Genomic DNA, 12,750 nt, shown 5'->3' with positions numbered 1-12,750 from the left:
AGGCGCTGCTGGCGGACACGCTTCCGGCGTGGACGCGTCCCACCCGGTATCGGAAACGCTGCGCGTGGCCATGCCGTCGCGCCGTCGCGGGTCACTCCGCCGGCACCGTGCGTTCGCGCGCCCAGTCGCGCAGGGCGTGGACCTGCTCGGCCATCAGCACCGACAGCGGGCGGGTGGTGCGGATCTCGGCCATCAGCAGCTCGGTATCCAGCGGCCGTTGCTCGGCGTGGGCGGCGTACAGCCCGGCGACCACCGCCTGCTCGATCTCGGCGCCGGAAAAGCCGTCGCCGGCCGCCGCCAGCGCCGGCAGCGCGAAGTCGTCGGCATTGAGCCCGCGCTTGCCCAGGTGCAGCCGCAGCAGTTCCACCCGGGTGTCGGGCGAGGGCAGGTCGACGAAGAAGATCTCGTCGAAGCGGCCCTTGCGTAGCAGTTCGGCCGGCAGCTCGTGCACCTGGTTGGCGGTGGCGACGATGAACACCGCGCCCTTGCGCTCGGCCATCCAGGTCAGCAGGTAGCCCAGCACCCGGCGCGAGACGCCGCCGTCCTCGCCGCCGCTGGCCAGGCCCTTCTCGATCTCGTCGATCCACAGCACGCACGGCGCCAGCTGCTCGGCCGAGGCCAGCGCGTCGCGCAGGTTCTTCTCGGTCTCGCCGTGGTATTTGTTGTACAGCGTGCCGAAGTCCAGCCGCAGCAGCGGCACGCCGAAGCCGGCGGCGGTGGCCTTGGCCAGCATCGACTTGCCGCAACCCTGCACGCCCAGCAGCAGCATGCCCTTGGGCGGGTCCAGCCCGGGCGGGGCGTTGCCGGAGACGAACACCGCGCGGCGCTGGTTGATCCAGCGCTTGAGCCGGTTGGCGCCGGCCACGTCGCCGAAGCGCGCGCTGTCGTATTCGTAGTGCAGGTGGCCGCTGCGGTTGAGCAGCTCGAACTTCAGCTTCGCCAGCTGCGGCAGGTCGTCCTGGCCCAGCGCGCCGTCGGCGTAGATCAACTGGCGGGCGATGCGGCGGGCGTCGGTCAGGCTCAGGCCCTGCAGGTTTCGCAGGATCTGCTGCACCGCCTCGCTGTCCACCTCCACGCGCTTGCCGCCATGCTCGCGGGCATAGCCGGCCGCTTCCTCGCGCAGCATCTTCAGCAGCGCGTTGGCGTCGGGCAGGCGCGGGTTGAAGCGGGTGGCCAGCGCTTCCAGCTCGGCCGGCAGCTCGACCTTGGCGCCGACCAGCACCAGCACGTGCGGCTGGCTGTGGCGGCGCTGGATCAGGTCGCGCAACAGCCGCTGGTGGCTGGCGTAGCCCAGGTAGGGATGGAAGTCGAGCAACAGGTAGATGCCGCGCTGGTCGGCCTCCTGGATCATGCGCAGCGCGGCGCTGGCATCGGGCGGGCCGACGGCATCGTCCTCGCGGTCCATGTCGATGCGGCGCAGGCCCTCGGTGATCGACCAGCGGTAGAGCGCGCGCCATACGTGCATCAACGCCTGCCGGAACAGCTCGATGATGCGCGCCTCGTCCTGGGTCTCGACCACGATCAGCGGCGTGTTGGCGCGGATCAGCGCGGTCAGGTCCTGCAGTTCGCTCATGGCTGTTCCATCGCGTGGGGGCGCCACGATAGCAAAGCCGCTGCGGCTCCCGGCAGGGGGCGCGGCACCGCCGGCTACCTGTTGCGGCGCGGCGCGGTGTACGCTGCGACCGTTCCCGCGGAAACGAGGCGTGCATGAAGACGATCCTGGTGGCCGGTTCCAAGGGCGGTGTGGGCAAGACCACCATCGCCACCCATCTGGCGGCGCATTCGGCGCTCGAGGGCAAGGCGACGGTGCTGGCCGATGCCGATCCACAGGGGTCCAGCACGCGCTGGGCGCAGCGCCGCTCGGTGCTGGCCAGCGCGGTATTGCCGATCGATGCGTACCGCAAGCGGTCCTGGGAGAAGCAGCTGCCCGGCGGCACCGAGCGGGTGATCATCGATGCCCCGGCCGGCGCCTATGCCGACGATCTGGGCTCTTTCCTCGACGTTGCCGACGCGGTGGTGGTGCCGGTGTTGCCCTCGGCGCTGGACATCGAGGCCATCGTCGGCTTCCTCAACAGCCTGTCCAAGGTGCCGCGGGTGCATTCGCGCAAGCTGCCGGTGGGGCTGGTGCTCAACCGCACCAAGGCCTGGACCCAGACCTCGCAGCAGGCGCAGCAGATGCTGTCGCAATGGCCCTACGAGGTGGTGGCGCAGCTGCGCGACAGCCAGGGCTACGTGGTGATGGTGGGGCTGGGCCGCAGCCTGTTCGACTACCACTCGGCCCAGGTGCGCGAGCACCAGCAGGACTGGGAACCGTTGCTCAAATGGCTCAAGAAAGCCTGACAGGAGTAGAAGCCGACCATGCGTGAACTGATCCTGCTGCGCCATGCCCATGCCGAACCGGCCGATACCGGCCAGGCCGATATCGACCGGCCGCTGTCCCCGCACGGACTGGCCGAAGCCGAGGCCGCCGGCCGCTGGCTGATGGAGCAGCGGCTGATACCGGACCGGGTGCTGTGCTCGCCGGCACGGCGCGCGCGCGAGACCCTGGAGGCGGTGCTGGAGCTGACCGGCTACGTCGAACAACGGCTGGAGGGGCGCATCTACGACGCCACCCCGGGCACCCTGGCGGCGCTGGTGGACGACCACCGCGAGGTCGAACGGCTGCTGCTGGTGGGCCACAACCCCGGCCTGGAGCGGCTGGCGGCGTTGATGCACAGCGGCCAGACCGGCGACTACCGCGGCATGCCCACCGCCTCGGTGGCGCTGCTCGCATTGCCGATGACCGCGGCCATCGAGCCGGGGATCGCGCGCCTGACCGCCTTCTGGTGGCCGTAGCCATGCCACCGGTTGCCGGCTAGGGCGCGTCCCGGTCCCATGTCCGCGATCCGAGGCGGGCTGCTGCTGGTCCTGCTGCTGGCATTGGCGCCGGCCGGCGCGCAGTCGCACTACCCGCTGGACCCGGCGCATTCGCGCTTCGGCTTCGAGATCCGTACCCGCTTCGGCCAGCGGATCGAAGGCCTGTTCCCGCATTTCGAGGGCCGCATCGAGGTGTTGCCCGACGGCCGCCACCAGGTGCGGTTGCGGATGTTCAGCGAATACGTCGAAATCCCCGACAAGCCGCGCTATACCGCCTGGATGCGCGGCGAGGACTTCTTCGACGTGCGCCGCTATCCGGTGGTGGAATTCGACTCGCTGCCCTATGTGCCGGGACTGGTGGAGCGCGGTGGCGACCTCGAGGGCACCTTGACCCTGCGCGGTATCAGCCACCGCGAGACGCTGCGGGTGATGCCGCCGCAATGCGCCCGTCCCGGCTATGATTGCGACGTGATCAGCCGCGGTACCGTCCTGCGAGGGCGCTATGGCATGGACGGCTGGCAAATAGCCCTGAGTGATCGAGTGACTTTTGTATTGCGTGGACGCCTGAGCGGGGCGCCGACACCGTGAATCCGTTGTTGCGTTTGCTGGTACTGGCGATGCTGGTGCTGGGCAGTGGCTGCGCGTCGCTGTCCAATATCGAGCGCGACCGCGCCACGGCCATCGCCGTGCAGGCGCGCGACAGCGCGGTCGACTGCCGGCAGCCGGACCGCTGCGCGCTGGATTCGCCGCTGCGCGCGCTCGGCGGCCGCGCCTTCGCCGAATCCACGGAAACGGCGCCGCAGCACTACGCCACCATCCTCGACGAGGGCGAGCTGTCGCTGGTGGCGCGGCTGAACCTGATCCGCAGCGCCACCCGCAGCATCGACCTGCAGACCTACATCTTCGACAAGGACGACAGCGCGCGGCTGGTCATCGACGAACTGCTGGCCGCCGCCCGCCGCGGGGTGCGGGTGCGGGTGCTGATCGACCAGCTGTCGGCGATCTCGGACCTGCAGATCCTCGGCGCGCTGGCCGGCGCCCACGAGAACTTCGCGTTGCGCGTGTACAACCCCACCTTCGGCAAGGCGCGGCTGAACTACTTCGACTACGCCGGCAGCGTGCTGTGCTGCTTCCGCCGCTTCAACCAGCGCATGCACAACAAGCTGCTGGTGATCGACGACGCGCTGGGCGTGGTCGGCGGGCGCAACTACCAGGACGACTATTACGACTGGGACAGCGAATACAACTTCCGCGACCGCGACGTGGTGGTGGCCGGGCCGGAGGTGCGGCAGATGGCCGCCAGCTTCGACGCGTTCTGGGAGGCGCGGCGCAGCGTGCCGGCCGAGCGCCTGAACGACGTTGGCCGGGTCCTGCTGCGCGAGGGCGTACCGGCGCTGCCGGCACCGGCGTTCCTGCGCCCGGAGCGGATCGAGCGGGTCAGCGCCGAGGCCAGCGACAGCGCGTTCGTCGAGCGCGCGTTCGTCGATACCGCGCTGCCGGTGCGCTCGGTCAACTACATCGCCGACCCGCCGCGCAAGCACCGGCGCGACCGCTCGGCGGTGCCGGCCGGATCGCAGGACATGGAACTGCGGCTGGATGCGCTGATCGCCGGCGCCGAGCAGGAAGTGCTGCTGCAGACCCCGTACCTGGTGTTGTCCAAGGCCGCCCAGCAGCTGTTCCGCGACCTGCGCCAGCGCCCCGAGCCGCCGCGGGTGGTGGTGTCGACCAACAGCCTGGCCGCCACCGACAACCCGATCGTCTACGCGCTGTCCTACAAGTACAAGCGCCGCAACATGCGCGAGCTGGGCTTCAACATCTACGAATACAAACCGTTCCCGCTGGACGCGCCGGTGGACTACGCCAACCTGCTGCCGGCGCCGCTGGCCGCCGAGGGCGGCGGCGACGGCAGGCGCAACCGGCTGATCGGCGGCAGCGCGGCCGGCAGCAACGCCCATGGCAGCGGCAGCGGGCGCCGGCCCGGCGGCAGCGAGGTCGAGCGCGACGTGCTGCGCACCGAGACCCGGCCTTCGTTCCTGGGCAGCAAGGCGGTCAACCGGCCGCTGCCGGTGACGCGCAAGGGCGCGCGCATGGGCCTGCACGCCAAGTCGCTGGTGGTGGACCGGCGGGTCGGCGTGATCGGCACCCACAACTTCGACCCGCGCAGCGAGAACTACAACACCGAGGGCATGGTGGTCATCGACGACCCGGCCTTCGCCGAGGCGCTGGCGCGCAGCATCGAGCGCGACATCGCCCCGGAGAACTCGTGGACGGTGGCGCCGCGGCAGAAGCCACCGGTGCTGTCGGGCCTGAACTACAGCGTCGGCAAAGCCTCCGAAGCGCTGCCGGTGCTGGACTTCTGGCCGTGGCGCTACGCCACCGACTACGAATTCCAGCCCGGCGAGGACTGCCCCGAGCCGCTGCGGCGGCAGGATCCGGGTTTCTTCAAGTGCTACACCGCGGTCGGCGATTTCCCCGAGGTCAACCTCGGCCCCAAGTGGCTGCTGGTGCGGATGCTGACCGCGTTCGGCGCCGGCCTGGTGCCGATCCTCTAGCCGCCGTCCGCCCCGCCCTCCTTTTTTCCTGCGAGTTCCCGCCATGTCCCAGGTCTTCCGCCAGCCCGTCGATATCGATTCGCTCAACGCGCTCGGCCGCGGCACCCTGATCGAGCACCTGGGCATCGTCTTCACCGGTGCCGGCGACGACTGGCTGCGGGCGACGATGCCGGTGGATGCGCGCACCCGGCAGCCCTACGGCCTGCTGCATGGCGGCGCCTCGGTGGTGCTGGCCGAGACCCTGGGCAGCAGCGCCGGCAACCTGTGCGTGGACCCGGCCAGCCACGTCTGCGTGGGACTGGAGATCAATGCCAACCACCTGCGTGCGGTGCGCGCCGGCGTGGTCGTGGGCACCGCGCGCGCGCTGCACGTGGGCCGCAGCACCCAGGTGTGGGAGATCGGCATCGAGAACGAAGCCGGCAAGCCGGTCTGCGTCTCGCGCCTGACCCTGGCCGTGGTGCCGCTGGCGGTGGGCAGCTGAGCTCCGCCTGGGCGCCGGCCGGGCGGCCCTTCGTGCCGTGCGGGCATGGCCGGCGACGGCACCGGCATGGTGCCTTGCGCGCCGGCTGGCGATGACGCCGGGACGGCATCATCGCGCCGCTAGCCGGCAAGGCGGAGCATCCGGTATCGTGCGCGGATGACTTCCCCCTCTCCCGCCTCCCGTGGCGGCGTGGCGCGTGTGTTCCGCTACCTGTACCGCGTTCCGCTGTTGCTGATCCACCTCCTGCTGTTCCTGCCGTTGACCCTGCTGGCGATGCTGCCGCCGTGGGGCGGAATGCGCGTGGCCGGCGAACGGCTGGAGTACCGCGCGGTGCGCTGCTGGTCCGGCGGACTGATGTGGATCTTCGGCTTCCGCCTGCACCGCTACGGCCGGCCGCTGGACGGGGCGGTGCTGTTCGTCGCCAACCATGTCAGCTGGGTCGACATCGAGATGCTGCACAGCCAGAAGATGATGGGCTTCGTCGCCAAGCGCGAGATCGCCGGCTGGCCGGTGGTCGGCTGGCTGGCCGCGCGCGGACAGACCATCTTCCACCAGCGCGGCAGCACCGAATCGCTGGGCGGGGTGCTGCAGGAGATGCTGGTGCGCCTGCGCGAAGGCAAGGCGGTAGGGGTGTTCCCGGAAGGCCGCACCCGCGGCGGCCACGAGGTCGGCCCGTTCCATGCGCGGATCTTCCAGGCCGCGGTCGAGGCCGGGGTGCCGGTGCAGCCGGTGGCGCTGCGCTACGGCGAACGCGGCGCCGCCCAGACCGTGGTCGCGTTCGGCCCCGGCGAAAGCTTCTTCGGCAACTTCCTGCGCCTGCTGGGCGAGCCGGCCCGCCGTGCCGAAGTGCATTTTCTCGAGCCGATCGCCAGCCACGATCTGGAAGGCCGCCGCCGTATCGCCGAGACCTCGCGCGCGCGCATCGTCGCCGCCATGACCGGCGGGTGAGGCGATGGCGGTTCTTCACGCCCTCGCCCGAACCGCGCGCGGAGCATGCCGCCCATGCTGACCGCCGCCGACTACCGCCCGCCGCGCTGGCTGCGCAATCCGCACCTGCAGTCGATGCTGGGTTCCAGCGCGGTGCGCCGGCGCCGCGGCGAACGCCTGCTGGCCGATAGCGGCGCGATCACTTCCGAACTGATCCTGGACGGCGGCGACGGCGTGCGCCTGCAGGGCTGGCACAGCCGCGTCGACGGCCGCGACCCGCGGGGCATGGCACTGCTGCTGCACGGCTGGGAAGGCAGCGCCGAATCCAGCTACATGCGCATGACCGCGGCGCAGATGCTGGCGCGCGGCTTCGACGTGGTGCGGCTGAACTTCCGCGACCATGGCGATACCCACCACCTCAACCCCGGCATCTTCCACTCCAACCGCATCGACGAAGTGGTGCATGCCGCCGGCGACGTGGCCCGGCGCTTCCCGCAGTTGCCGCTGCTGGCGGCCGGCTATTCGCTGGGCGGCAACTTCGCGCTGCGGCTGGCGCTGCGCGCGCCGGCCGCCGGGGTGCCGCTGCAGAAGGTGGCCTCGGTATGCCCGGTGCTGGACCCGGCGGTGACGATGGACAGCATCGAGCGCGGGCCGGCGATGTACGACTGGTATTTCCGCCGCAAGTGGGCCGGCTCGCTGCGGCGCAAGCGCGAGCTGTTCCCGGAACTGGCCGAGTGCGACGACGCGGTGCTCAGGCTCGACATCCGCGCGCTGACCGGCTGGCTGGTCGAGCGGCACACCGAGTTCGAATCGCTGCAGGCCTACTTCGACGGCTATTCGATCGCCGGCGAACGCCTGGCCGGCCTGCAGGTGCCGGCCGACATCCTGATGGCGCAGGACGATCCGGTGATCCCGTTCGCCACCTTCGAGAATTGGCGCCTGCCGGACGATGCGCGGCTGGAGATCGCGCCCTGGGGCGGGCACTGCGGCTTCCTGGAGAACGCCCGCGGCGACGGTTTCGCCGAGCGCTGGGTGGCCGAGCGGCTGGCGGCGGTGGTCGCGCGCTGACGCCGGCACTCCCCGGTGCGGCGGCTACAATGCCGGTTTGCCCTGAAGCCGGACCGCCATGCAAGACAAGATCATCGAAGCCCTGCGTCGCAATGCAGCCGAAGACGCCGTGACGCTGGCCCGCCAGTGGGTCGAGACGGAACCGCAGCTGCCGCAGGCGCATCGCTGGCTGGCGCTGGCATTGCAGCAGCAGGGCCAGCACCCGGCGGCACTGGCCAGCCTCGAGCAGGCGCTGGCGCTGGCCCCGGAAGACGCCGACCTGCACCTGCAGCGCGCCGGCCTGCTGCTGGCCGCACGCCAGCTGCAGGACGCCGATTCGGCGCTGGCGCGCAGCACCGAGCTGGACCCCAACCAGTTCAGCGCCTACCTGATGCAGGCGCACCTGGCGCTGGCCCGCGGCGACCTGGAGGAGGCCGAGCGGCTCAGCCGCACCGCCGCCCGGCTCGAACCCGACCATGCCCAGCTGGCCACCATCGACGGCCTGCTGGCGCTGCGCCGCGGCGATGCCGACCGTGCGCTGGCGCTGCTGTCGGCGGCCAGCGAGCAGCTGCCCGACGACCCGCGCGTGCTGTACGCGCTCGGCTTCGCCTACCTGCACAAGCAGCACCTGGCCTTCGCCGAGCGCGCCTTCCGCCGCGTGATCGAACTGGCGCCGGTGGCCGCGACCACGCTGTGGGCGCTGGTCGCGCAGCTGGCGCAGCGCCAGGGCCACATCGAAGAAGCCATCGAGGCGATGGGCCACGTGCTGGCCGATCCGGCCGGCGACGTCCCGGCGATGCGGCGGCTGGCCGGCGAGTTCCAGCTGCAGGCCGGGCGTCCGGCCGAAGCGCTGGAGCATCTGCGGCCGGTACTGGCGGCAGCGCCGGAGGATCGCCGCAGCCTGCAGGCCGCGTTGATCGCCTGGGAGCGCCTGGGCGCGGCCGACGATGCCCGCGGCACCCTGGATGCGGCGCTGGCGACCACGACCGACGTGCACGAGCTGTGGCTGGCGCGGCTGGCGGTGGAGCCGGTCGGCAGCGAACAGGCGCTGGCGGTGATCGAACGCTGGGTGGCGGCGATGCCCGAGCACCTGCCGGCGCTGGAAGCGCAGATGCGCATCAGCGACATGCGCGACGACCCCGCCGCCGCCGAAGCGGTGGCGCGGCGCATCGTCGCGCTGGAGCCGGGCCGCATCAGCGGCGAACAGCGCATCGTCGATGCGCTGCTGCTGCGCGACCCGCCGGCCGCGGTCAAGCATGTGGAGAAGCTGATCGAGGCCGCGCCGGAGCAGGTGCGGCCGGAACTGCAGCAGTGGCTGGGGCTGGTACAGGACCGCGCCGGGTGCCAGTCCGAGGCGGTCAGCAGCTGGCTGGCGTTCCACCGCGAGCAGGCGCCCAACCGCTTGCCGCTGCCGCCGCAGGGACAAGCGGCGCAGGAATGGCCGCCGCTGGCCGAGGTCGGCGAGCAGATGCAGACCCGGCCGCTGCTGCTGTGGGGCGCCCCCGGTGCCGGCGTCGAACGGGTGGCGGCGGTGCTGGGCGTCAGCCCGCGCTTCCGTGCCGACCGCTTCGGCCCGAATCCGCCGGACGATGCCTTCCAGAAATACACCACGGTCGATGCGCTGGCGTCCGGCACGCTGGAGCCGGCCACGCTGGTGGCGCAGTGGCGCGAGCGCATGCCCGCCCGCGGCCTGGACAACGACAACATGATCGACTGGCTGCTGTGGTGGGACAACACCCTGCTGCAGGCGCTGCGTCCGCAGCTGCCCGAAGGCCGGCTGCTGATCGCGCTGCGCGACCCGCGCGACATGCTGCTGGACTGGCTGGCCTACGGTGCGCCGATGCCGCTGGCGGTGACCTCGGTCAACGACGCGGCCAACTGGCTGGCCGGCGTGCTGGCGCAGGTGGCGGTGCTGCACGAGCAGGACCTGTACCCGCACCGGCTGGTGCGCCTGGACGGCATCGAAAGCGATCCGCAGGCGGTGGCCCAGGCCGTGGGCCAGGCGCTCGGCTTCACCGTGCAGGTGCCGCCCTCGGTCGGCCTGCCGCGCCTGGCTTCCGGGCGCTGGCGCCACTTTGCGCAGGTGCTGGCGATGCCGTTCTCGCGGCTGGCGCCGGTGGCCGTGCGGCTGGGTTATCCCGAAGTCTGATCCGCAGGAGAGCATCGATGGAACTGAGCAGCCAGAGTTTCCAGAACGGGCAGCCGATCGCGGCCGCCTTCGCCGCCGGCGACGCCAACGGCTTTGCCGGCAACCGCAATCCGCAGCTGGCCTGGAGCGCGGTGCCGGAAGGCACCCGCTCGTTCGCGCTGCTGTGCGTGGACCCGGACGTGCCGACCGTGCCGGAACTGGTGGGTCGCGACGACGTGACCATCCCGCGCGACCAGCCGCGCTGCGACTTCTCGCACTGGGTGATGGTCGACATTCCCGGCGACGTGCGCGAGATCGCCGCCGGCAGCTGCAGCGACGGCTTCACCGTACGCGGCAAGCAGCAGCCGGCCGGCCCGGCCGGTTCGCGCCAGGGCAGCAACGACTACACCGGCTGGTTCGCCGGCAACCCGGACATGGCCGGCGACTACCTCGGTTACGACGGCCCGTACCCGCCGTTCAACGACGAGCGCCTGCACCGCTATTTCTTCCGGTTGTTCGCGCTGGACGTGGACAGGCTGGAGCTGCCGCCGCGCTTCACCGCCGCCGACGTGCACCGGGCGATGCAGGGCCATGTGCTGGCCGAGGCGGGCATCCACGGCACCTATACGCTCAACCCCGCGCTGGGTTGAGCCGTCCGGCCGGTTCGCCCGCGCCTGCGCGCGGGCGATGTCGCGGGCGTCGAACAGGTGGGTATCAAAAGGCTCTTCGCCCATCTGCGGGGGGAATACATTCCAGAGACCTGATCCGGAAAGCTCGCGACTGACGTCGCTCCCACGGTAGGAGCGACGTCAGTCGCGAGCTTTCCGGACCGCAGCAAGGCCCTGTCCCTCCCGCAGATGGGCGAAGAACCTGTCGAAAGCGGGGCTGGGGGCCGCGGACGGGCCCCGTGGCGGGAGCATCCAGCATGCGCGGCCGGCGGCGGCCGGTCCTTGATCCAGACCGGCTGCCGGCGCATCGGCCGCCCCGGCGCAGCGCATGCGCGGCACGGGGCCGCAGCCCGTGCCGGGCGGCCTCGTTACTTCACCGTTTCCGATTCCACCACCATGTCCAGCACCCAGGCGTTGGACGAGCCATCGGCCGGCGGATTGGCGATGGTGTAGCGCTTGACCCGCAGCACGTTGCGCACGCCGTCCTCGTGGCTGTAGCCCTCGATGTCGTCGTAGAAGTGCTCGAAGGCGCCGTCGCTGCCCTGCTTGATGCCGTTGTCGTCGTAGCGGAGCTGGCGGGTCTGCAGGCATTGCTTGTCGCCGATCAACGGGTGCGGGCAGGGCTTGGTCTGCGCGGCGACCTCGATGAACACGGTTTCGCCTTCGCCGCCGTAGCGGGTTTCGGCGGTGGGCTCGGGAGCGAATACCAGCACGTCGCCCCGTGCGTTGCGCAGGGTGAGCGGACCGTCGCCGGCCAGCTCCACCTTGGAGGTGCCGACCAGCACGCGCTTGGCGGCTTCTTCCTGTTCGCCGCGCGCGTCCATGCAGCCGATCAGGGTCTGCATCGGCTGTTCGAAGGTGATCTCGCCGTCCTTCAGCGCGTAACGGCCGCTGGCGCTGTTGCACAGGTTCAACAGGCCGAAACGGTCGCCGCGGAACGTCAGGCTCAGTGGCGGCTGGCCTTCCACGAACAGGGCCTCCAGGCGCTTGCCGTCCGCATCGGCGGCCTCGGACAGGCGCCAGTACTGGCCCTCCAGGTGCTGTGCGTCCAGGTCGGCGAGGGCCGGTTGCGTGGCGGCCGGCGCCGGGGCGTGGTCATCGTCGCCAGCGCTGGGGGCGGGGGTGTTGCTGCATGCGGCGGCCAGCAGCGCCAGCGGAAGCAGCAGGGTGAGCTTGCGGTTCATGCGGATCTCCTTGGGGAACCGGGGGAAAAACGGCGGAGCGTCGGGAACGGGGTTGCGGCGGCGGTGGCGCCGTTCAGTTGCTGGCCGGCAACCACAGCAGCAGCGCCGCGCCCAGCGCGATGCGGTAGAACGCGAACGCGGTGAAACGGTGCGACTTGATGTAGCCCAGCAGCCACTTCACTACGACGAAGCCGGTGACGACCGCGGCAACGAAGGCCACCGCCACGTCCGTCCAGTTCTCGCTGGCCAGCCCGCCGTCCCTGGCCAGTTCCAGGAAGGCGTAGCCGCTGGCGGCGAACATGGTCGGGATGCCGACCAGGAACACGAATTCGGTCGCCGCGCCGCGCCGGCTCAGCCCCAGCAGCATGGCCAGGAAGATCGCCGAGGCCGAGCGCGAGGTGCCGGGGAACACGCCGGCCACCACCTGCGCCAGGCCCACGCCGATGGCCACCGTCCAGGTCACCCGGTCGCGGTCGGGCAGGCGCGCGGTATGGGCCTCCACCAGCAGCATCCAGATGCCGCCGATGATCAGCGCCCAGGCCACCGGGGTGACGGTTTCCGGCAGCTCCCAGCCGGCCAGCCGGACGGGGAGGCCGACCACCGCGGTGACCAGGAAGGCGACGCCCAGCTTGAGCACGTAGTCGCGGTTGTCGCGCTGGTCCAGGCCGGTGGCCAGCGACCACAGCCGCTGCCGGAACACCAGGGTGATGGCCAGGATCGCGCCGGCCTGGATGACGATGTTGAAGAAGTCCGAGCGCGCGCCCAGCCAGTGCTGGGCGATCAGCAGGTGGCCGGTGCTGGAAACGGGGAGGAATTCGGTGAGGCCTTCGAGGATGCCCAGCAGCAGGGCGGAAAGCAGGTCGGACATCGGGCGGCGGGCCGGAAAGAGGGCGTGGCAAGGATAAGG

12 protein-coding genes are annotated in these 12,750 nt (G+C 71.1%); 9 read left to right on the top strand and 3 right to left on the bottom strand.

The genetic code is table 11. The features are described 5' to 3' along the window. Positions 1-91 precede the first annotated feature (91 nt). On the bottom strand, positions 92-1,573 hold the full coding sequence (locus tag OK345_RS14580) for an AAA family ATPase (protein ID WP_265128714.1): 1,482 nt from the start codon (positions 1,571-1,573) through the stop codon (positions 92-94). A 134-nt stretch (positions 1,574-1,707) separates the two neighbouring features. Between OK345_RS14580 and OK345_RS14575 the strand changes: the two genes are divergently transcribed. The 9 genes from OK345_RS14575 to OK345_RS14535 all read left to right on the top strand — a co-directional run bounded on the left by OK345_RS14575 (position 1,708) and on the right by OK345_RS14535 (position 10,641). Further along, positions 1,708-2,340 (top strand): nucleotide-binding protein, encoded by a 633-nt coding sequence (locus tag OK345_RS14575; RefSeq protein ID WP_265128713.1) that lies wholly within the window; start codon positions 1,708-1,710, stop codon positions 2,338-2,340. A gap of 18 nt (positions 2,341-2,358) precedes the next feature. Next, on the top strand, positions 2,359-2,835 hold the full coding sequence (locus OK345_RS14570) for a SixA phosphatase family protein (RefSeq protein ID WP_265128712.1): 477 nt from the start codon (positions 2,359-2,361) through the stop codon (positions 2,833-2,835). Between the two features lie 39 nt (positions 2,836-2,874). After that, complete coding sequence (locus OK345_RS14565) at positions 2,875-3,444, top strand: YceI family protein (protein WP_265128711.1); 570 nt, start codon at positions 2,875-2,877, stop codon at positions 3,442-3,444. Continuing rightward, positions 3,441-5,408, top strand: coding sequence for a phospholipase D family protein (locus OK345_RS14560; protein ID WP_265128710.1), 1,968 nt, complete (start codon positions 3,441-3,443; stop codon positions 5,406-5,408). The genes OK345_RS14565 and OK345_RS14560 overlap by 4 nt, the downstream gene beginning before the upstream one ends. A gap of 43 nt (positions 5,409-5,451) precedes the next feature. Further along, complete coding sequence (locus OK345_RS14555) at positions 5,452-5,889, top strand: hotdog fold thioesterase (RefSeq protein WP_265128709.1); 438 nt, start codon at positions 5,452-5,454, stop codon at positions 5,887-5,889. 156 nt (positions 5,890-6,045) lie between these two features. Then, positions 6,046-6,837, top strand: coding sequence for a lysophospholipid acyltransferase family protein (locus OK345_RS14550; protein WP_265128708.1), 792 nt, complete (start codon positions 6,046-6,048; stop codon positions 6,835-6,837). A gap of 57 nt (positions 6,838-6,894) precedes the next feature. Beyond that, positions 6,895-7,884, top strand: a complete 990-nt coding sequence (locus OK345_RS14545; RefSeq protein WP_265128756.1) for a YheT family hydrolase — start codon at positions 6,895-6,897, stop codon at positions 7,882-7,884. A 58-nt stretch (positions 7,885-7,942) separates the two neighbouring features. Further along, positions 7,943-10,012: a tetratricopeptide repeat protein gene (locus tag OK345_RS14540; protein ID WP_265128707.1), complete on the top strand. Its 2,070-nt coding sequence runs from the start codon at positions 7,943-7,945 to the stop codon at positions 10,010-10,012. Positions 10,013-10,029: 17 nt separating this feature from the next. After that, positions 10,030-10,641: a YbhB/YbcL family Raf kinase inhibitor-like protein gene (locus OK345_RS14535; protein ID WP_265128706.1), complete on the top strand. Its 612-nt coding sequence runs from the start codon at positions 10,030-10,032 to the stop codon at positions 10,639-10,641. Positions 10,642-11,027: 386 nt separating this feature from the next. Here OK345_RS14535 and OK345_RS14530 read toward each other — a convergent pair whose 3' ends face one another. Both OK345_RS14530 and OK345_RS14525 read right to left on the bottom strand, forming a co-directional pair. Further along, entirely contained in the window at positions 11,028-11,843 is an 816-nt protein-coding gene (locus OK345_RS14530; RefSeq protein WP_265128705.1) for an META and DUF4377 domain-containing protein, read from the bottom strand. A 73-nt stretch (positions 11,844-11,916) separates the two neighbouring features. After that, positions 11,917-12,711 (bottom strand): undecaprenyl-diphosphate phosphatase, encoded by a 795-nt coding sequence (locus OK345_RS14525; protein WP_265128704.1) that lies wholly within the window; start codon positions 12,709-12,711, stop codon positions 11,917-11,919. Between the last annotated feature and the right edge of the window lie 39 nt (positions 12,712-12,750).

It is taken from the genome of Xanthomonas chitinilytica, assembly GCF_026107455.2.
Lineage (GTDB): Bacteria > Pseudomonadota > Gammaproteobacteria > Xanthomonadales > Xanthomonadaceae > Stenotrophomonas > Stenotrophomonas chitinilytica.
The sequence above is the reverse complement of the archived record's forward strand: the minus strand, read 5'-3'. Positions and strand labels throughout refer to the sequence as shown.

Coding starts and splice junctions, on each gene's coding strand:
- OK345_RS14580 (WP_265128714.1), bottom strand. CDS start 1,573: ATGAGCGAACTGCAGGACCTGACCGCGCTGATCCGCGCCAACACGCCG.
- OK345_RS14575 (WP_265128713.1), top strand. CDS start 1,708: ATGAAGACGATCCTGGTGGCCGGTTCCAAGGGCGGTGTGGGCAAGACC.
- OK345_RS14570 (WP_265128712.1), top strand. CDS start 2,359: ATGCGTGAACTGATCCTGCTGCGCCATGCCCATGCCGAACCGGCCGAT.
- OK345_RS14565 (WP_265128711.1), top strand. CDS start 2,875: ATGTCCGCGATCCGAGGCGGGCTGCTGCTGGTCCTGCTGCTGGCATTG.
- OK345_RS14555 (WP_265128709.1), top strand. CDS start 5,452: ATGTCCCAGGTCTTCCGCCAGCCCGTCGATATCGATTCGCTCAACGCG.
- OK345_RS14550 (WP_265128708.1), top strand. CDS start 6,046: ATGACTTCCCCCTCTCCCGCCTCCCGTGGCGGCGTGGCGCGTGTGTTC.
- OK345_RS14540 (WP_265128707.1), top strand. CDS start 7,943: ATGCAAGACAAGATCATCGAAGCCCTGCGTCGCAATGCAGCCGAAGAC.
- OK345_RS14535 (WP_265128706.1), top strand. CDS start 10,030: ATGGAACTGAGCAGCCAGAGTTTCCAGAACGGGCAGCCGATCGCGGCC.
- OK345_RS14530 (WP_265128705.1), bottom strand. CDS start 11,843: ATGAACCGCAAGCTCACCCTGCTGCTTCCGCTGGCGCTGCTGGCCGCC.
- OK345_RS14525 (WP_265128704.1), bottom strand. CDS start 12,711: ATGTCCGACCTGCTTTCCGCCCTGCTGCTGGGCATCCTCGAAGGCCTC.